Below are 21109 nucleotides of genomic sequence, written 5' to 3'. Positions count from 1 at the left end.
TTCGCCGAGAGTTCAGCTGCTATTGAGCCAACAGTCCCGCCAGGCTCAGCTGGTTGGCCGCGGTATAGACCTGTGCGTCGTCACGATCGCCGAATACTGCCGCGACGTCGTCGACCGTGGCGGTGCGCTCGGTGGCGACCTCCAACAGGGCCCGGCAGCGATCCACCGTGCCAGGCCCGGTCTGGGTTGCCATTGCGGTGACCGTGGCGTCGGGACTCCAGATGTCTGGCACGGTCAGATCGAGTTCGCCGGAAGTGTCGGTGCCGCCGCGATACCACTGACCGTTGGCCCACCAGTAGCAGAAACTCAGCAGCCCATTCCGATTTCGGGTGTTCAGCACCGAGTCGTTGACCCATGCGGGCGCTCCCCCGTAGAGATCGGGCAGTGGGCCACCGCCGTTGTAGGCAGCCTCGAGCAACTCGGAATTCCATTTCCCGCCGGAGAGCACGGCGCGGTCGCCCGGAAGCAGAAACAGTGTCGACCCGCTGCGGGCATCGCTCTCGAACCAGGCGTAGCCGGGGTAGATCCGTGGACCCCAACCCGATCCGACGCCGGCATAGGCGGCCGAGAGCACTGCCCAGCGGGCCAACAGGTCGGAAAGCGGCGGGATCTGGTCGGTGACCACAGCGGTGCGGCCGGCGGCCTGGTCCACGGCCGCCGCGTCAGCAGCCCGAGCGGCGTCGCGTCCCTGGGCGTCGGGCCCGGCGGTGTAGCCGGCCAACCACACCGGCACCTGGCTGCGCGGATAGGTGTCGAGGTCGTTGCGGTAATGCTCGGCCGCCACGATCTGGTCGTCCGGGAACGGCTCGTCACCGTAGTCGTAGTCGACGGTTGCCTGGCCGGTGTTGGTGACGTTCAACAGCAGCCGCCACCACGGCCCGGCACCCATGCGGGCCGAGACCTCTCGGTGTTGGCGCACCAGGTCGGCGATCGACTGCGGCACCGGGACCAGGCCGGTACGGTCCTGGGCCCAGAATTGCAGTTGGGCTATCTGGGAGGTGACGGTGAAGGCGAACACCGCGGAGAACTCGTCCCACCCTTCCGGGCCGAGCTGAGCCAGCTGCTGCACGATCGCGTCGATGAGCCGGGAAGCCTCCTCGGCGGCCGCGGCATCCGCGCTGCTCGGCGCGTCGACCGGTGCGGGCGGCTCATCGACGATGGTGAAGTCGGCTACCGCCGACGGGTCCTCCGCGGCCGCGAGCCGGAACTGCTTCTCGAACTCTGCCATGAAGGCCGCTTCGTCGGAGACCTCACCGTTCGATTGCGCTGCACCGTTGGGGGCCGCGACACCACTGGGCCGGGGCGCGGGCTCCTGAGCGCTGAACTCGTCGCGCGCCTGCTGAGGCGGAACCGACGACGACACCTCTTCGATGCGGCCGGAGTCGCCCACCAGGAAGATCGACCGACCGACCGGGATGTCCAGGAACGCCATCGGATCACTGTCGTCGACCTCGACCGGTGCGTACACGCTCCAGCCCCTGTCGAAGCGATCGGCCGCCAGGCCGGCGGTCGGGTAGTCGAGTCCACGCGACCTGATCCAGTCTGCGACCAACGAGATTGCCTGTGCCGCCTCCATCGCGTCTACCTTCCCGTGTTCTTCTGCTCGGCTTCGATCACATCGGCGAACGCAGCGCGCTCGGCCTGGTGTTTGGCCAGTAGGGCTGCGCTGAATGCCGTCCACTCGGCATCCTGTTCCGGAGTCATCTGCGCACCGTTGACCTCGGATTCGATGTCGGGATGAGCTTCGTGGAACTGCGTGAACAGCGCACTCATCTCCCGGCTGTGCCTGCGGTTGAGCTCGATTCTTCGTGGGTCCATGCCTACTCCCCACCCTCCTGACATAGCGCCAGCTGGTCGAACACTACGAGGGCGACCCGATCGGGATCGTCGACCGGATGCACCCGCAGGGTGTGATGCGGGTTCGGGGTGTCATCCACGATCACAACGGTTTTGATGCCTGCGGGCAGGTTCGCCGGCCAGTCGATCTCGTCGGTGGGCTCGTCGACGAGGACGTGCGCGCGCTTACCGCGCAGCCCGGACTGGTCGTAGCGCAGCGGTGTGCGCTTCTGGCTGGTCATGTGCTGTCCTCTTCCTGATCCTGATCCGGTCTGCCGTCATCGGGCCCCCGCATGGGCGGCAGATCGGGCGGGTTCTCCGGATCGATACCGAGATCTGCGTTCACACTGCCACGGCTGCGGGTGGAGCTGGCAATGATGGCCTCATAGATCTCATCGCCGACACGTCCCTTGGCGCGGTTTCGTTCCACGAGGTCCTCGAACGTCGGATTCTGTTCGTTCTCGTTCAGCCAGTCGGCGGTCGCGCGGTCTGCCATCAGGGACCGAGTCCAGCTGCGGATCGTCGCTCGCATCCCGTACATGGTCCTGGCCCGTTCCTCGACGCTCACTCCGTCGCGCAGAAGTTGGTCCCGCAGTTCCCGCATCCGCAGCTCGTAGTTGGTGTAGACGGTGCGGGTCTCCTCGTTGGTCAAGGTTCCCGCCGAATAGTGACTGTGGGTGGCGGCGTCGATGATGGCGTTGTACACGTCGTCACCGGCAAGGCCCTTGCGTTCGTACCGGGAGACGAGGTCTTCGAAGCTGGGGTTGCTCTCGTTGGCCGACATCCAGTCCGCGGCGGAGCGGTTCTCCATCAGTTCGCGCGTCCAGGACCGCAACGAGCTTCGCAGGCCGGACAGCGTCCTGGCCCGCTCCTCGGCGCTGAGGCCGTCGCGGATCATCTGCTCGTTGAGTGCGCGCAGGCCGAGTTCGAATTGCGAGTACACCGCGCCGGTCTCGATGTCGGACAGGCTGCCCGGTTCGAGCCGGCTGTGGGTGGCGCTGTCGATGATGGCCTCGAAGGCGGCGTCACCGACGAGCCCGCTCTCCTCGCGACGGTCGACCAGGTCGGCGAACGTCGGGTTGGTCGTGTTGGCCGACAACCACTCGGCCGCAACGCGGTTTTCCATCAACTCATATGCCCGAGCCCGCAAGGCGTTTCGAAGCTCAGTCAACTGCCTGGCACGGTCTTCGGCGCTGACACCTTCGCGGGTGAGTTGTTCGTTGAGCTCGCGCATCCGGAGTTCGCCATCGCTGAACAACGTGATGGCCTCGGATGTCGACAGTGTGCCCGGCTGATGGTCGGGCAGACCGAGGCGGCCGAGCGGATCCACGACGTCCGTGGAAGTGCCCAACCGCAGCGGGACGTCGTCAGCCGGATATCCCGTGTCGTGGTCGACCTCGACGTGGCCCGCCGGGGCGGGCAGATACTTCACGTAGTAGAGCGAGGTGTCGTCGAGCAGTTGGCGGCCGAGCGTCGGTTCGGCGATGGTGGCCAGCAGCGCGAGCTCGATCGGCTCGGGCAACCGCGGGTGATCGACTTCGAGTCGTGTCACGATCTCGTCGAGCACCGCCTGAGCCTCGGGACTGACCTCGTCACGCAGTTGGCGCACGGCTTCTTTGACACCGTCGAGTGACTCTTGCAAGAGATCCGGGTCGGGATTCCAGGTGAACCCCCTACGCGCCCATGCATTGCTGCCCTGCTCGTCGGACATCAACTCGATGCGGTCGACACCTGATCGCACGTAGTACTGCTCGAGTTCCGACACGAGCGCTTTCGAGAAACCTTTTCCGCGGTAGTCGGTGTTCGTGATTTCCACGAGGATGTTCTCGACCACTAGGTTGCCGTCGCCGTCGCGATAGAAGTGCCGCGTGATGAGGCCGATTTCGGTGTCGCCGCTGCGGATCGTGCCATGAAGATCGAAACCCCGGCCGTCGAAGTTCGGTGCGGCTTCGAACTCGACCTGGTATGGCCCATACCTTCCGGACAGGTCCCTCGCGAGCCGGCGGGCCGGTCCCAGGTCGGTGCTGTCCACTGCCTCGCCGAGCGGGTCGGCACAGCGCGTGTCCACACGTCGCGTGGCGGGATCCTCAGCTCGGTAGTCCTGTTGTGCCATCGCATCGGCAGCCCCGAGATACTTGACCCCGCTCCAGTGCGTCCCGGTCAGCAGGTCGCGCCCGAGGTGCGGTTCCTCGACCGTGGCCAACGCCGCGATGTCGATCGGCTCGGGAAGATCCGCCCGCCGAGGATCCAGCCGCCGCACAATCTCATCGAGGACCGCTCTCCCCTCGGCGCTGACCTCGGCGCGCAGCCGCACGGCAGACTGCTTGACGTCCTCGACAGATGCCCGCAACTTCTCCGGGTCAGGGTTCCAGGTGAAGCCCTGGCGCGCCCAGGCGTAGCCGCCGTCTTGTTCGGTGCGCAGCTCGATGCGGTCGACGCCCGATGCTACGTAATAACTTTCCAGCTGGGCTCGTACGGCTTTCGAAAAGCCCTGGCCACGAAAGCCCTGGTCAGGAATCTCGATCACGTTCTGATGCACAACCAGATTTCCCGCGCTGTCGCGGACGTAGGTCTGCTGTATGAACCCGACTTCGTCATCGCCGTTGAGGATCAGGCCGCCGACGATGACCTCGCCACTGCGGTCGTCGGCGATCGCCCGGAACATCTCGACCCGGTATGGGCCGTAAACGCCGGACAGATCCGCGGCCAGTTGCCGCACCTGTGCGGTGTCGAGGTTGTCGACGACCTGCCCCAATGGTTGTGCATAGCGGGCATCGACACGACGGGTGGTCGTGTCCTGGTCGCGGTAATTCTGTTGTCTTGCCCCGAAATCGGAGCCACCCGGAGGGCCCTTGACATCGCCGACGGCATCGGCAGCCTGAAGCGAGATCTGCAGCGGCACATCATCGCTGAGCCGGTCCACCGGGTCGCCGTTGTGGTCGAGGTAGCCGACGGCGACGCGGTCCACCGCGGCCTCGCCCCAGTACGGTGGCCACGGCGAGTATTCCCTGGTCTTCGGGTCGTAGAGCTGCACCCGCGTGCCATCGGTCACCGCGAGGTAGGCGTGCCCGCCCTGACGGCTGCCGTCAGCTGCCCAGCGGGACACCACGATTGCCGACGACCGCGCCGGCCGGCCCAGCAGCTCGGTCTCGATGTCGTCGTAGGTGGCGAACTGGGAGCGGGACTGCGCCGCCTGGAACAGTGCCCAGGCCGGTACCCCGGTGCGCGAGGGCGCGATGCGAATGTCGAAGGGCCTGCGGTAGATCGTCGACAACTCGCCGGCCACGCCGTAGGCGCAGTTGTCGTCGGCCGGGCGCGAAGCGGAGTCGCGCCCGAACAAGTTCTGTAGCCACCCCTTCAGACCGCTGCGGGCCGGAGCAACCGACTCCGGGTCCAGGTATTTGACGTAGTGCACGGCGTTGGTGTGTTTCCCAGCGGCGCCGTCCAGCAGTCGTTGGCCCAGATCCGGTTCCTCGCGAGTGGCGAGGTTCGCCAGATCGATGGGCTCCGGCAGCCGTGGATTGCCCGGATCCAGCTGTTGCACAACCCGATCGAGAACATCCTTGGCTTCCTCGCTGACGGACTCACGCAGCTTGCCGGCCGACATCTTCACCCGGTCGAGCGATTCCTGCAGCTGACGCGGCCTGGGGTCCCAGGCGTAACCTCGCCTGGCGAAGGCGAAGCTGCCCTTGTCGTGGGTGGTCAGCTCGATCCGGTCGAAGCCGGAGCGCACATACAAACGTTCCAGCTCGTAGGTCACGGCCTTGGAGAACCCTTGGCCGCGCAACTGCTTGTCATCGATGTGCAGGCCGGTGTGGGCTGCGACGAGGGTGCCGTCAGGGTCCCGTGAGAACTCCCGGATGATGGTGCCGATCTTCGTGTCACCGTCGAAGATGTCGCCGGTCAGCTGGACCGAGTTGGTCAGGTTCTCGGCGGTGAACTCAATGCGGTACGGGCCGTATCTCCCGGACAGGTCCCGGGCGAGCTGGCGAACCCGGGCCCGGTCGGTGGCGTTGTCGACCACGTCACCGAGCGGTTCGGCGTAGCGGGCGTCCACGAGCCGGGTGGCCGGATCCTGCGCACGGTACTCCGCCTGGCCCTGAAGGAAGTCTGAATCACTCTGCGGGCCTTGCACGTTGCCGACGGCATCGGCTGCGTCGAGCTGCAGTGGGACGTCGAGGGTCATCGGGCCGACCGGATCGCCGTTGGTGCGCAGATAGCCGACGGCGGTTTGCGTCACCGCATGCCGGCCCCAGTGCGGAGGCCACGGCGAGTACTTACGGGTGTGCGGGTCGTACAGCTGCACCTGACCGTCGACCTTGACGGCCAGGTAGGCGTGACCGCCCTGCCGCCCACCGGCCCACTGCGAGGTCAGCACCGCGGCCCGCAGCGACGGATCTCCCAGCAGGGCCGCTTCGACCTCGTCGTACGTCGCGAACCGGGCATCGGATCGGATCGCCTGAAACAGCGCCCGGGCCGGCACGCCGCGCCGCGACGGCCTGACGTCGAGACCGAACTTGCGGCCTTCGAACAGCGAGGACAACTCTTCGGTGACCGTGACGGCGCAGTTGGGCGGCCGGCGCCACAGCGCATTCCAGAATCTCCGGCCCCCAACCCGATCCCCGGCGGGTTCGACCGTGCGCAACACCGGCGCGCGCCGACTCCGGCCCAGCTCGGTGCGGTGCTGTTCAGTGGTGACGGCGTCGGTACGCCCGGCGGCGACACGACCCAGGTTTGTCGTCGCCTCCGTGTTCAGGAAATAGGTGTGGTGGGTGCCGCCGGTCGGCACGCGGTTCATGGAAGACGGCGGTTCGGCGGTGACCCGCACGGCGCCAAAGGAATCCATGGCGGGGTCGGTGCCGAGACCGATCCCGAGGATGCGGCCGTTGGAGCCGGCGGTGCGCCCACCCAACGCGGTGATCACGTCGCGCGACGAGGAGGCGACGAAAACGTTGTCGGCGCCGATCCCGAACTCACCCGCGGTACGCACCGGGCCGGTCCCAGGCGAGCCGACCAGGGACACGCTGCGGACCTGCCCGGCGAATCTCCCGTTCTGACCGGCGTATCCGGTGGTGGTCGATCCGTAGGAGTAGCCGAAAACATGATTGCCGGTGAAGTGGCTGCCATCGCCGGCGAGGGTGTCCCGGGCGGTGTTGAATGCCCGGATGTCGCTGTAGAGGATGTCACCGCCGGTGCGGGCCATGCCGTGCCCCGCGGCGCGTAGGACGCTCCAACCGCTCGGGGCGTCGTAGCCGATCCAGGCGATCGAGGCCGCCGACAATCCCGGATTCTGCTGCTGCACGGCCTGCAGGTGATTCAGTGCGGTCGTGGTGTTGAAGCCGAGCAGCGCGTCCGCCGTGGTGCCGACCCCCGGCACGTGCCAGGACACCGAGTCGGCGGTGTACGGGTCGGCGCCGTAGCTGAGCACGGCGCGGCCGTCGCCGCCGAATTCTGTTGCGTCGAAAGCCAACAGCAGCGGTCCGGCCACCCCGGCCTGTGCGGCGTCCACGGCAGCCTTACGCAGTGCGAGGTCGAGTTTGTCCATCCGGCGGAGGAACTTGCGCTCGGCGCTGCTCAGCCGTTCTCCGCGATCCGCCTTGGACTGGAGCGCGTCTGCCCGTTGGCGCATCTGCTGCAGGACATGGCGGTTCGCGCGGTCACGGTCGGCCGCGTTGATGCCCTCGGCATTGCCGATGTGCTGCGGATAGGTCTCGATGACGGCGCTGCGTTGCTCGTCGGTCAGCCCGGACCACCAGCGGGCGTTGTTGGCCGCACGTGCCGAAGCCTCCTCTGCCGGCCCCCGCGGATTACGCAGTTCGTCGGGGCGCACCGGCGGTATGCGCTGCGACAACGCGTCGTCTGCCACCTGCCGAACCAGGTCGTGGCGAGCGGGTTCCGTTGCGGTACCGGCTTCTTGCCGGACCGCGTCGGCCTCTTGCTGGATTGCCGGCTCCCCGAGCATGGTGTCGGTCCGGCCCGGATGATCGGTGGCGATCCAGTCCACGCCCAGATCTCGCGCGAATTGCACGTCGGCTTCGTTGTTGACCGTCCAGCAGTAGGTGGCCAGCCCTCGTGCGGCCGCTGCCCCGACGAGCTCGGGGTTGTTGCGCAGCATGTCGATCGACGGGCCGATCGCCGTGGCGCCCACGATGCCGGCCAGATACCGGGCCGACGGGCCCAACAGAACGGTGGGGACGTTCGGGGCGGCCATTCGGACCCGTACCAGTGCATCAGGGTAGAACGAGATGACCGCCGCCTTGACCAACTGGTCCGGCCCCGGATTCGTCAGTCCGTGCCGTTCCAGCGCGGCGACGACCTCGCGTTCGATCTTCAAGCCCTGCTGGGCAGGATGTTTGGTCTCGATGAACAATGTCACCGGACGGTCGGCGTCCTGGGCGAGCTGAATGAACTCATCGAGGGTCAGGATGCCGTGACCGTTGTAGTCGAGCGCCTGCAGCTCGGCCAGCGTCATGTCGCCGACCCGGCCGGTGCCGCTCGACGTCCGGTCCACGGTCTTGTCGTGGATCAGTACCAGCTCACCATCCTTGGTGAGCCGGACATCGCACTCGAGGGCATCCGCGCCCTGTCGCAACGCTTCGACGTACGCCGCCCTGGTCTGCTCCGGGAAGTCGTGGGAGGCGCCCCGGTGCGCGACCACCTGGGTCGCGGGACGCTCGGCGGGAGTCCGCGAGTCGGCCTGGGTGACAACGTGATTGCCGGTGAACAGTCCGGGCTCTCCCAAAGACTGCCGGGTCGCGCGGAAGGCTGCCAGTTCCTGGTGCAATGCCCCGGTGTCCGCGCCGATCCACGCGATGGCCGCCGAATCCTGCTGCCGGGTTCCTTGCAGCCCGTCGAGGGCACGGGCCGTCGCGGTGCCCAGCTGGTCGATCGACCCTCGCGCGGTCTGCCACGTCACGTGCGAGGCGTGATACGGGTCGGCACCGAAGCTGATCACAGCGTGACCGCCGCCGTTGAATGCCGAGGTGTCCAAGGCGAGCACCAGTGGTGCATCGAGACCGGCGCGGGCAGCGTCGGCATCGGCCTTGCGCACCGCGAGGTCGAGCCGGTCGATGCGCTCCAGGAAGGCACGTTCTTCGCGGGTGGCCGGGCCGAACTGGTCGAGCTTGGTTCGGATGTGGTCAGCTCGTTCCCGATAATGCTGTAGTGCAGCACGATTCGCGGTGTCGCGCTCGGCGGCCGTTCTGCCGTCGATGTTTCCGTGGTCCACACCGTCGGGCATCCCCTGCACGGTGCCGATGGCAGAGGCGGCGAATTGGTTGTACCACCGCCCGCGTTTCAACGGGACACCGTTCTCGTCCAGATAACCGACGGCGGTCTGAGTTACCGCGTCCTGCCCCCAGTGCGGTGGCCAACCCGAATACTGGCGCGTGTGCGGGTCGTAGAGACGCACACGGCCGTCGACGTTGACCGCCAGGTACGCGTGGCCGACCGGCTGTCCGCCACTCCAGCGCGACGCCATCACCGCCATCGTGCCCGACGGCCTGCCCAGCAACTCCTGCTCGATCTCGGCGTACGTCGCGAAATTCGCGCTGGACCCGAACGCCTTGAACATCGCCCGCGCCGGTGTTCCGCGCCGTGAGGGCGCGTCGAGCTGGACCTTCCGGCCGGTGCGGGCCCGCACTTCTTCGGCCAGAACCTGGGCGCAATCGTTGCCCTGGGTCCAGCGCGGAACGCGGTTTCGGTTGTGGGTGTCGGTCGGGTGAAAGACACCGGGATCGTCGTCGAGCCGCATGACCGGCCGGGCGGCCGCGGGTTCGACAGTGCGGGAAGCGTTTCCGTCGGCGACGGTCCGGTGTGGTTCGAGGTGGACCCGCTCGGGGTGTCCGGCGGCGATACGGCCGATGTTGGTCAGTGCTTCGGTACGGACCGCATGGGTCGGAGTGACCAGCCACTGCCGCGTGCCCGGACCATCGGTCTCCAGGAAGTCGAAATAGGCGTTGTGAGTGGTCAGGGTGTCCTTGCGGTCCATCGATGCCGGGAACTCGGCGCTGATCCGCTGCCCACCGAACGTATCCATCGCCGGATCGGTACCCAGGCCGATCCCCAGCCGGCCCCGCGAATCCGAGGTCCGACCGCCGAGTCCGGTGACGAAGTCCCGCGACGACGAGGCAACGAATACGTTGCGGGTGTCGATTCCGAAGTCACTGGCCTGCTGAAGCGGACCCGCCCCCGGTGAGCCGATCAGCGTGACAGTGCTGATGTGCGGAGCCAGCCGGCCGTTCACCCCCGCGTAGGCCGTGGTGGTCGACCCGTACGAGTGCCCGAACACATGGTTGCCGGTGAACCGGCTACCGTCGCCGGTCACAGCGTCGTGCACCGCGTTGAAGGTGCTGATGTCGGTGTACAGCATCTCGCCACCGGCGCGGGCGAGGCCCGGACGCGCCACTCGCGCCGATGCCGAATCGTTCGGCGCGTCGTATCCCAGCCAGGCAATGGACGCTGCTGCCAGCGAAGGGTTTTCGGCGCGCGTCGACTGCAGGATGTTCAACGCGCAGTGCATGATGTAGTCGAGTTTGTCCAGCTGCGAACCCAGACCCGGCACGTACCACGACACCGAATCGGCCGTGTACGGATCCACTCCAAAGCTCACCAGCGCACGGCCGTCACCGCCGAAGGCCCCCGGATCCAGTGCCAACAGCAGCGGATGCCCCACCCCGGCCTGCTGGGCCGCCACTTCCGCTCGCTGCATGGTGGTTTCGAGTCGGTTGACCCGCCGCACGAAGTCGAGCTCCTGCTTGGTGAGTTTCTCACCGGCATCGAATCTGGCCTGCACCGCCGCGGCCCGAGCGGCATAATGCCGCATCATCTCCCGGTTTGCGGTGTCACGAACAGCGGCGGGGATGCCTTCGGCGTTGCCGATCTGCTGCGGATACGCGCGGACCAACGCGTGTTGTTGTTCCTCCGACAATCCCGACCACCAGCCGGCATTGTTGCGAGCCTTGACCACCGCCTGCGGTTCCGACCCGAGCGGATGCCTCAGATCGTCGGCGGACAGCGGTGGAATCCGTTGCCCGAGGGCCTGATCCGCCAGCGAGCGCGTCGCAGTCGACACCGGCTCACCCGGATGCCATCGTGGATTCCAGCGCCGAGGCTCGCCTCGGTCGATCTGGGTATCGCCGTCCAGTCGCAGCGCCCGTCCGGCGGCTGGATCCACCGTGCGCCCGTCGACAACCCGGCGGGGGCCGTCTTCGTGGTCCACCCTGTCGGTGCGGCCGGCAGCAATCCGCCCGGAGTTGGCCAGAGATTCAGAACGTACCTGTGTTCCGTCGCCCCGATCCACGAGGTGGTGGTAGTTCTTGTGAGTTCCGAACGTACCGGCGGTGTTCATCGAGCCCGGGAACTCGGCGGCCACCCGGACCGCCCCGAATTCATCCATGGCCGGATCCATGCCCAGGCCACGTCCGGCGAAGCGGCCGTTCTGCTCGGCTCGCCGCCCACCGAACCCGGTGACCGGATCCAGTGACGACGACGCGACGAACACATTGCCGTCGTCGAGCCCGAACTGGCCGGCGTGGTGCAACGGTCCGGCGCCCGGAGAGCCCAGCAGCGTCACGGTGCGGATGTCAGCCTTGAGCCGGCCGCCACGGCCCGCGTAGCTCACGGTCGTCGAACCGTAGGAGTGGCCGAAGACGTGGTTGCCGGTGAACGTGCTGCCGTCACCGGCCAGGGTGTTGCGGCCGACGTTGAACGCCCGGATGTCGTCGTAGAGGATCTCGGCACCCTGGCGCGCCAACTTCGGGCTCAGCACCCGGCCGCTGGCCATGCCGTTCGGTGCGTCATAGCCGATCCAGGCGATCGAGGTGGCCGCCAGCGTCGGGTTCTCGTGCATCGTGGACTGAACGTGGTTCAGCGCATTGTGCATATTCCCTTCAAGCTTGTCGACCGTGGTCGCGAAGCCGGGAACCAGCCACGACACCGAGTCCGCCTGATAGGGATCGGCACCGAAACTCACCACCGCGCGGCCGTCGCCACCGAACTCGAACGGGTCGAGCGAAAGCACCGTCGGGCCGCCGATTCCGGCCTGCGCTGCATTCTGGGCGGCGGCCTGCAAGGCGGCGTCCAGCCGATTCACGCGTAGCAGATTGGCGAGGTCTTTCTTTCCCGGTCGCACACCACGGTCGATCATCGACTGCACGTGCTCCTGGAAACGCTTGATGGCAAGACGATTCGCGACGTCACGGGCCACCGGCGGGATGCCTTCGGCGTTGCCGATCCGTGACGGATACGACTCGATCAATGCTTGGCGTTGATCTTCCGTCAGCCCCGACCACCACAGCGCATTCGCTTCGGCCCGCGCCGTGGCATTCCCGCCCCTGCCCAGAGGATTGACCAGGCCGTCGACAGCGACCGGCGGAATCCGCTGTGCCAAAGCCGTATCCGCGACCGCCCGGGTCGCCGCGTGCTGTGGCTGGTGACCGCTCGGGTCCGCGGACCAGTTGGGTTCGGTGACGGCCTGGTCCGGATCGACTTCGATGTCGGCATCCCGCCACCGCGGATTCCACCAGTGGCGCCCCTGGGTGTTGTTCCGTCCGGCCGCGGGTTCAACTGTCTCCCTGCGGGTTCCGAATATTCGCCCGGGCCGCTCCTGCATGGTGCGCGGGTTTTCGAGGTCGAGCCGACCGGTGTGCCCAGAAGCGATACGGCCCAGGTTCGCCAGCGATTCGGATGGGATTGCGTTCGCAGGAGTGACCAGCCACTGCCGGGTACCGGGTCCGTCGGTCTCCTGGAAGTCGAAATACGCGTTGTGGGTCGCGGTGGTGTCCTTGCGGTCCATCGACGCCGGGAACTCCGCACGCACCCGTTGCGCGCCGAAGGTGTCCATCGCCGGATCGGTACCCAGACCCCTGCCCAGGCGGCCCATCGAGTCCGAGGTCCGCCCCCCGAGTCCGGTCACGAAATCGCGCGACGACGAGGCGACGAACACATTGCCGTCATCGAGTCCGAAATCACCCGCATGCTGCAGCGGACCCGCACCGGGCGAACCGATCAGCGTGATGGTGCTGACGTGCTCGGCCAGTCGGCCGTCGCGTCCCGCGAAACTGGTGGTCGTCGACCCGTACGAATGCCCGAAGATGTGGTTGCCGCGGAAACGGCTGCCGTCCCCGGCGAATGCGTTCCGCGTCGCGTTGAACGCACTGATGTCGGCGTGCAGGATGTCGCCGCCGGCCTCCGCCAGGGTCGAACGACCGACCCGCACGGTCCCCGAGTCGTTGGGTGCGTCATAGCCCAGCCAGGCGATCGAGGCCGCGGACAAGGTGAGGTTCTCGGCGCGCGTGGACTGCAGGATGTTCAACGCACAGTGCATGAGGTAGTCGAGCTTGTTGATCTGAGCCCCCATGCCGGGCACGTACCACGACACCGAGTCCGCGACATACGGGTCGGCGCCGAAGCTCACCAGCACGCGCCCGTCGCCGCCGAATGCCGGCGGGTCGAACGCGAGGATCAGCGGTTCCCCCACGCCGGCCTGCACAGCGGCCGCCTCGGCCCGCTGCAGGGCACTTTCCAGGCGATTCACCCGCAGCAGGAAATCGAGTTGCGTATCGGTGGGCCTGGTGCCGGCATCGATCTGGGCCTGGATACCGGCGGCCCGGTCCAGATAGCGTTGCACCACACGGCGATTGGCGGTATCGCGATCGACCGCCGGAATACCTTCGGCATTGCCGATCTGATAAGGGTACGCCTCCAGCAGCGCGGCGCGCTGCTGGTCGTCCAATCCCGACCACCACGACGCATTGTCGCGGGCCCGGTCCGCCGCCTGGGGCTCGTCTCCCAGCGGAGTGACCAGGTCGTCGATACCCACCGGCGGGATCCGTTGTGCCAGCGCCTGGTCCGCCGCCACCTGCGCCGCCGACGGCTCGACCTCGGCCGGATGCCAGCGCGGATTCCACAGCCGCCGATCAGGAGACTGGTCGGTCTCGGTGTCGCCGTCCAGCCGCAGCGGCCGTCCGGCCGCCGGTTCCACCGTGCGCCCGTCGACCGCGCGGCGAGGCTCCTCGCGGTGAACTCTTTCGGAGTGCCCACCCGCGATCCGGCCGAAGTTGGCCAACGATTCGGTACGCACCCGCGGATCGGCGTCGCCGTCCATGTACCGGTAATAGTGTCTATGCGTTCCGACGCTGCCACCGTCGTTCATCGACGCCGGGAATTGCGCGGTAATCCGGACCGCCCCAAAGGTATCCATCGCCGGATCCACGCCGAGACCGCGGCCCAGGAACCGGCCGTTCTCGCCGCGCTCGCGTCCGCCCAATCCGGCGACCGGGTCCAGTGAGGAGGATGCGACGAACACGTTGTTTGCGCCGATACCCCACTCACTGGCCTGCTGCATCGGGCCCGCCCCCGGCGAACCGAGCAGGGTGACCGTGCGGATGTCGTTGGCCAGCCGCTGGTCCCGACCCGCGTAACTCGCGGTGGTCGAGCCGTACGAGTGCGCGAAGATGTGGTTGTCACGGAAATGGCTGCCGTCGCCGGCGACGGTGTCGCGCGACGCGTTGAACGCCCTGATGTCGCTGTACAGGATCTCGGCTCCCCGGCGAGCGAGCGCGGAGCCGGCAACTCGGGGGGTGGCCATATCGTTCGGTGCGTCATAGCCGATCCAGGTGATCGACGTCGCCGACAGCGTCGGGTTCTCCTCACGCGTCGACTGCAGGTGGTTCAGCGCAGCGCGCATGTTCCCTTCGAGCTTGTCGATCGTCGTGCCCAATCCCGGCACCAACCACGACACCGAATCCGCCTGATACGGGTCCGCACCGAAGCTCACCACCGCCCGGCCGTCGCCGCCGAAAGCCGGCGGATCGAAGGCCAGGACCAGCGGCGCATCAAGACCAGCGTCTGCCGCTTCGCGGCCCATCTGCTGCAACGAGGCATTCAACCGGTTCATCCGTAGCAGGAACTTCTGCTCCGACTTGCTCAGCTTCTCACCGCGATCGAGCTTGCTCCGCACATGATCCCGGGCGCGCTGCAAGGCAGTCCGGTTCGCGACGTCGCGGGCAGCCGGCGGAATACCCTCGGAATTTCCGATCTGGGCGGGGTACGTCTCGATCAACGCCTGGCGCTGATCCTCCGACAATCCGGACCACCAGTGCACGTTGGCCTCGGCCCGGGTTCGGGCAGCCTCGGCCTCACCCAGCGGGTTGGCCATATCGCGGGCACTGACGGGTGGATCCCGCTGCGCCAGAGCCTCATCCGCGATCTCCCGGGTGCTCTGGACCGTGGCGGGCGCCGGATCCACGGCCGGGACGTCGGTCTCGTTCGGCGAGTCGAGTTGTGCGCTGTCGGTTCCCCGATTGGCCCCGAAGGCGTCCGCCCACGGATCGACGCCGAGACTGACGTCGACGATCGGTGTTCGCCCGGCCAGAGCGGTGGGCAGGTCCCGAGCTGTGGCGGCGACGTAGACGTTGTCGGCCCCGATTCCGAACTCGCCGGCACGGCGCACCGGGCCTGCCCCTGACGAGTCGGTGAGGGTGATGGCGCGAATATCGTTGGCCAGCCGCCCATCTCGCCCGGCATAGCCGACCGCTGTCGTCCCGTAGGCGCGGGCGAAGATGTGGTTGTCGGTGAAGTGGCTACCGTCGCCGGCCCAGGTGTCGCGCGCCGCGTTGAACGACCGGATGTCGCTGTAGAGGACCGCACCGCCGTCGCGGGCGGACTGGTGTCCGGCTGCCCGCCAGCCGCTCCAGCCGCTGGGTGCGTCGTAGCCCAGCCACGCGATCGACGCTGCCGAGGATCCCGGATTCGCCTGCTGGGTAGTCTGCAGGTGGTTGAGCGCGTCGTTCATACCGGCGCCGATCGAGTCGATCGTGGTGCCTTGCCCGGGCACGTGCCACGACACCGAATCAGCTTGATACGGATCGGCGCCGAAGCTGACGATCGCCCGACCGTCACCACCGAAGGCCGAGGCATCGAAGGCCAGCACCATCGGCGGGCCGACTCCGGCGTCCTGGGCGCGGGCTTGTGCGTCGGCGAGTGCGCTGTCGATCCGGTCCAGCCGGGCCAGCATGCGGCTCTGGCTGCGGCTCAGCCGGTGACCGCTGTCCCGCCAGGAGTGCAACTGCCGGCGTTCGGCGTCGAGTTGGCGAGTGTTCGCCTCGTGGCGGGCGGTCGGCGGAATGCCCTCAGCATTACCGATGTGCTGCGGGTACGTGTCGATCAGGGCACGCTGCTCATCACCGTTCAACCCGGCCCACCAGGTGGCGTTCGCGCGGGCCCGTGCGTCGGCCGACTCCATCAACCCCAACGGGTTCCGCAGGTCACCGGCATCTACCGGAGGCACGCGCTTGGCCAGCGCCGCGTCAGCGATCTGACTCTGCGGTGTGACGTCGCGCCACTGGTCGCCCGACGGCTGTTCAGCAGTGCCCTGCACGTCGCCCACTGCGATCGCGGCGTCGAGATCATCGGGCAGCCGCCCGAGCTTGTCGACCGGAACACCTTCTGAATCAAGGAAACCGACGGCGGTCGTCGACACCGCGCTCTGCCCCCAGTACGGTGGCCAGCCCGTGCGCTCACCGCGGTGGAGCAGATAGACGTCCTTGCCGTCGAAGATCGCCACATAGGCATGCCCGCCCTGGCGCTGCCCGTCGCCGGCCCACGCCGAGGTGATGACCGCGGCCGAGCCGGGCGCCATGCTCCTAAGCCTGGCCTCGATCTGGCGGTAGGTGGCGAAATCGGCCCGGGACCCGATGGCCTGGTACAGAGCCTGCGCGGGCATTCCGGTGGACGTCGGCTCCCCGGCCACCTGGTATGGCTTGCGGAAGTGCCGAGACAGATCATCGGCCGCGTCGAGCAGGCAGTTTTGGCCGCCCTGCGGCGGACCGCCGGTGTCGGTGACCTCGGGCGTCACATTCGCCGGCGTGACGTCGACGGCAGTGTCCTGCAGACGCGCGGCCGGCACCCCGGCAACCTGCGACTCCGATGCGGTGGACCGCGCTGCCGGAGCCTGCGGCTTGGGATCGACGGGTTTCGAATCAGGTTTAGCTGCAGTCGGTTTGGCGTTCTGCTCAGGGGTTGCCGGCGTGGTGGTGACCGCCGTCTGCGAGGTGGGCGCCGGTGGCACGGTGCTGGTCGGCGACGGTTGGGCAGGGGCTCCGAGGGCCGGGGCCTGCTGCCCGGGCGCGTCCGGCACGGAGGTCTGCTGCGCCGGATCAGCAGGTGTCTGTGCGACGACGTCTGCGACCTGGGCGCCTTCGACATCCTGAGTGACGTCGGTCTGCCCGTCGCCGACCTGTCCCGGATCGACCGACACCGGCTCGGGGGCCACTGCAGCCTGCGGCACGTCGGTCGTCGCAACATTCGCCGCCGGACCGGCGACGTCCTGGTCCGGGCTGAGCGTGGCGGTGTGCGCGGGCTCATCCGTGGGCCCGTCAGCGGTATCGTCGGCGTCCTGCTGAGGCTCCGCCGAAGGCTGCTCGTCGGGTTCGGTCGTCGTGTCCGGTTCGGCGTCAACCTGGTTGGGCGCCTCGTCATCGACTGTCTCGTCGGAGTCCTGGCCTGTCGACTTGTCGGCCGCGCCGTGCTGTTCCCCGTTGCGGGATGCGGACTTGGAATCCGGTTGCGGTGCAGTGTTATTCGTCTGCCCGGCGCCGGCGCGCCCCGGACTCGACTTGGCAGGGACGGCCGCCTGCCCCGAAGGACCGTTCTGTGGGGTTCGGTTGGTGTCGGTCTCACCGTGGTCGTCGCTGTCCTGCCGGCCGCTGTCGAGTTCGCCATCCGGTTCGTTGCCCCGCAGGCCGACGTTCGGGGGCTCGGGCCCCACCGGACCGGCCGGATTCGTCTGGTTGTTCTGCTGAGGTGTGTGGCCACCGCCGATGCCTTTCAGACCACCGATGCTGGTGCTGGTGGAACTGGCGAGGATCGCTATCGTGTCGAATTCGCCCCCGACGGACCAGGTGCCGGCCACGTTCCCCGATACCCCGGCGGAGAACATGGTGGTTCCACCCTTGAGCGCCGCGGTGAACCGGTTGCGAGCGGGCCCGAGACCGTGCGCGACCGGGACGGCGGTGATACCGCCGGCGCCACCACCGACGGTCGAGGCAATCGCGGTCTGCTTGAACCGGTCCCACCGAAACTCGGCGTGTCCGTTGTTCTTCTGGATGCCCTGGACGATCCCCTCTTGCAGCAGCCCCTGCCCCAGCTCCTCCAAGGATTCCCACCCGCCTGCCACCAGGAGCCGCTTCATCATCGTCTTGGTCAGCAGTTCGGCCATCTTCGCGCCGAGACGCCGGATCGCCCACATGACGAGCGCACGTATCCACGCGATGGTCGTTGTCTCGATGACGGGGATCGCGGCCGTCGACGCGCCGTAAGTGGGACCCGCCATGGCCAGGCTGTAGGAAATCTCAGCGGCGGCAAGCGCCAGTCCGACAATGATCGACAACTTGCTGTACTCGATCTCGGAGCTGAAATTGGTGGCGCCCTCACCCATTCCCGAGATGCCCTCGGCGAGTTTGTCCACCGTGTAATCACCGTCGAAGAGCATGGCGAACTGTCGATCCGCGGCGTCGGCGGTGTCGCCGGTCAGCACCGACATCGTTTCTCCGCGGACCCGGTTCAAGTCCGGGATGAGCTCCTGCAGCGCTTCGGCCGCAGCTTGATAGTGCTCGCCGATCCGGCGCGTGCGGGTTTCGCTGCCTTGCGGCCACTCACCGCCCGCGAGATACGACACCCATTGGAGCTCGGGTGGGATCTGAATGTCCATAAGGGAATCGGTGTGGCGACCGGCCTACACGGCGCACCACCTCATGGCGTTGACCGCTACGGCTGATCTTGCTGTTCGAAGGAGTCCGCTGAACCCTTCAAACCGTCCGAGTAGTAATCGAGCAGATCGGTCTTGACTGCCACGGAGCCGTCGACCCAATCCTTTTGCGCCAGATATCCTTGGCCGCCTTTCGCGAAGCCGTCACCCATCTTGTCGTCGCCCCAGGCGGCACCTTCGGCAGCCAGATTCGCTTGCAGGGTGGACAGAACGTTCTTCATCCTGACACTGACATCGTTCAGGTTCCTCGAGGTTGCGCGCAGGTCAGAAGGTCCGACACCGAGCTCGTCAGCCATCGATTCAGCTCCTCACGGTGGGGAATGCGGATTCGTCCCGGTCGTCGTCGTCCGGCTCGCTCGGCTGGACGCCTGCATCGTCGCCGCCGAACACAGCTCTGGTCAGGTCGCGCAGATCGGGCGCACCGTCGGCGATGTCGGACAGCCCCGGCATCATCCGGCGCCGTTCTTCGATCGGCATCATCAGGGCAGCCGCCCGCTGCGCGACGAGTTGCGCCGCGGACTGCGCTGCCGCGGTGACGTGGCCACCGAGTTCTTCGAGTTCGTACTCTTCGAGATACGACTCGTCGATGACGGTCTCGATGACGTGGCCGCGGGCGTCGACCGTCACCTCGACCAAGCCATCGGCTTCCTCAGCACTCGCGGTGAGCTGCGCCTGCTCGCGCTGCACCGCAGCAATATCGGCCATCTGCTCGGAGACCAAGGCCAGCACCTCGGTCATCTGATGCCGGAGGGCATCGTTGCTCATTCCGGTCAGTGTTCCAGAATCGCAAAGACGCCGCCACGCCCTTTCCCGAATTCGATTACGGCTTACCGTATTTGAGGGCGCGGACAATTAGGTTTGCGAAATTGCCATCGCCGCAATGCCACTCGCACCGCAATTTGCCACTACCGCGTAGATAACCGGGGCCAACTCGACAGTCCACGTCACCCACCGATAGCTCCCACACCCGTAGCCGGCCCGGATCTTATTTGCCTCGGTCGCCGACGGCGGTGGTCAGCGGTACTGGGGCGCACCGCGCAGCCGAGGAAACTTTTCCGCCACGGCGGCTGCCAGTTCCAGATACGCCTGGAGCGTTGCCGGGTCCAGCAGGTCGAAGTCCACGTCGGCGCCCTCGGCCAGGTGTGGATCGAACGGGATCATGTGCACCGAGCGGCACCTGGCTTCGAAGTGCTCGTAGACCTTGTCCAGCTTGAGCTTTGCCGATCCGGGTCGCGAGGCGCTGAGCACTACGTGCGCTTCGCGGACCAGCGCGGAGTGACCGTGTTGCATGAGCCAGTCCAGCGTCGCCGAGGCACTGCGCGCGGCATCGATCGCCGGCGAGCTGACCAGCACGATCGCGTGCGCGAGATCGAGCACACCGGCCATCGCGGAATGCATGATGCCGGTGCCGCAGTCGGTCAGGATGATGTTGTAGTAGCGACGCAGGATGCTGATGGTGCGGCGGTAGTCCGATTCGCCGAACACCTCCGACACTGCCGGTTCCTGCTCGCTGGCCAGCACCTCCAGTCGGCTGCCCGCCATCCGGGTGTGGCTACGGACGTCGGAATAGCGCTGAATATCAGTATCCGACAAGAGATCTCGTACCGTGGATTGGCTCGACGCGTCCCTGACCCGCTCGGCCAGAGTGCCGCGGTCCGGATTGGCGTCCACCGCGATCACCCGGTCATGACGCATCATCGACAGCGCCGAGCCCAGCCCCAGCGTGGTGGTGGTCTTGCCGACACCGCCCTTGATCGACAGCACCGCGATCCGGAAGTCCCCGGCGATCGGCTGCCGGATCTGGGCCAGCAGGTCTTCGCGCTCTCGCTCTTTGCGCGATTCGCCGGGATTCAAGCGGCCGGCGCTCGCCAGATGCACAGCTCGGCGCCACCCGGAGTGGGGCGCGCTGCGGGCGCGGTTGATGATTCCGGCGTCATCGAGTGAGGGTGGCACCGGCGAATACTGCGGCGGCTGGGCCATGCCCGCCGGAGGTGGCGGCAGCGGTGGCATGAAACCCGGCGGCGGAAACGGCAGCGGAGGTAGCGGCGGAGGGGGAGGTGGCGGTGGTGGCGGCGCAGGCAGCTGCGGGCCTGCCTCCGGCGGCGCGGCATGCCTTGGCGGCAGTGGCGGAATCGGGATCAAACCGGTCGGCGGCTCAGGCTCAGGCGCAGGTTCAGGTGCAGCTGCCGGCTCGGGGTTACGCTGCGGTTGCGGCTCATCGAGCTCGAATCGTTCGGCGAACTCCCTGGACCCGATCGTGCTGTGCATCTGCCACGGTGGCGGGGCGAGCCGGCGCGCCGGCGCAGCGGGAGCCGGCTCAGGAGGCGGAGACACCACGAACGCATCGGTGGTGTCGTCGGCGGGCGAGGTGGCCGTATGACTCTGCCGAGCAGTACGTTGCGCCGCAATCTGTTCCAGCAGCGCGGCAGCCCGTGCCTCCACCTCGTCCAATTCGCCAGGAGCCAAGTCGTCGAGCGATGTGGGCTCGCCGATCGGTCGGTTCTC

At 67.3% G+C, this 21109-nt stretch carries 6 protein-coding genes and 1 pseudogene; all 7 read right to left on the bottom strand.

What is annotated here, in order from left to right; translation table 11 throughout:
• Positions 1-19: 19 nt before the first annotated feature.
• Positions 20-1576, bottom strand: coding sequence for a hypothetical protein (locus E0T84_RS32145; protein ID WP_249383534.1), 1557 nt, complete (start codon positions 1574-1576; stop codon positions 20-22).
• Between the two features lie 5 nt (positions 1577-1581).
• Positions 1582-1818 (bottom strand): hypothetical protein, encoded by a 237-nt coding sequence (locus E0T84_RS00905; protein WP_138743497.1) that lies wholly within the window; start codon positions 1816-1818, stop codon positions 1582-1584.
• Positions 1819-1820: 2 nt separating this feature from the next.
• Complete coding sequence (locus tag E0T84_RS00900) at positions 1821-2078, bottom strand: hypothetical protein (protein ID WP_070943788.1); 258 nt, start codon at positions 2076-2078, stop codon at positions 1821-1823.
• Positions 2075-18547 (bottom strand): alpha/beta hydrolase, encoded by a 16473-nt coding sequence (locus E0T84_RS00895; RefSeq protein WP_138743496.1) that lies wholly within the window; start codon positions 18545-18547, stop codon positions 2075-2077. The genes E0T84_RS00900 and E0T84_RS00895 overlap by 4 nt, the downstream gene beginning before the upstream one ends.
• A gap of 56 nt (positions 18548-18603) precedes the next feature.
• Positions 18604-18900: a WXG100 family type VII secretion target gene (locus E0T84_RS00890; RefSeq protein ID WP_070943786.1), complete on the bottom strand. Its 297-nt coding sequence runs from the start codon at positions 18898-18900 to the stop codon at positions 18604-18606.
• Between the two features lie 4 nt (positions 18901-18904).
• On the bottom strand, positions 18905-19369 hold the full coding sequence (locus E0T84_RS00885) for a YbaB/EbfC family nucleoid-associated protein (protein ID WP_070943785.1): 465 nt from the start codon (positions 19367-19369) through the stop codon (positions 18905-18907).
• Between the two features lie 249 nt (positions 19370-19618).
• Positions 19619-21079: pseudogene (locus E0T84_RS32625) on the bottom strand (MinD/ParA family protein); the annotation flags it as partial.
• Positions 21080-21109: the final 30 nt, after the last annotated feature.

This window comes from Mycobacterium sp. DBP42, from assembly GCF_005924235.1.
GTDB classification, from domain to species: domain Bacteria; phylum Actinomycetota; class Actinomycetes; order Mycobacteriales; family Mycobacteriaceae; genus Mycobacterium; species Mycobacterium syngnathidarum.
The sequence above is the reverse complement of the archived record's forward strand: the minus strand, read 5'-3'. Positions and strand labels throughout refer to the sequence as shown.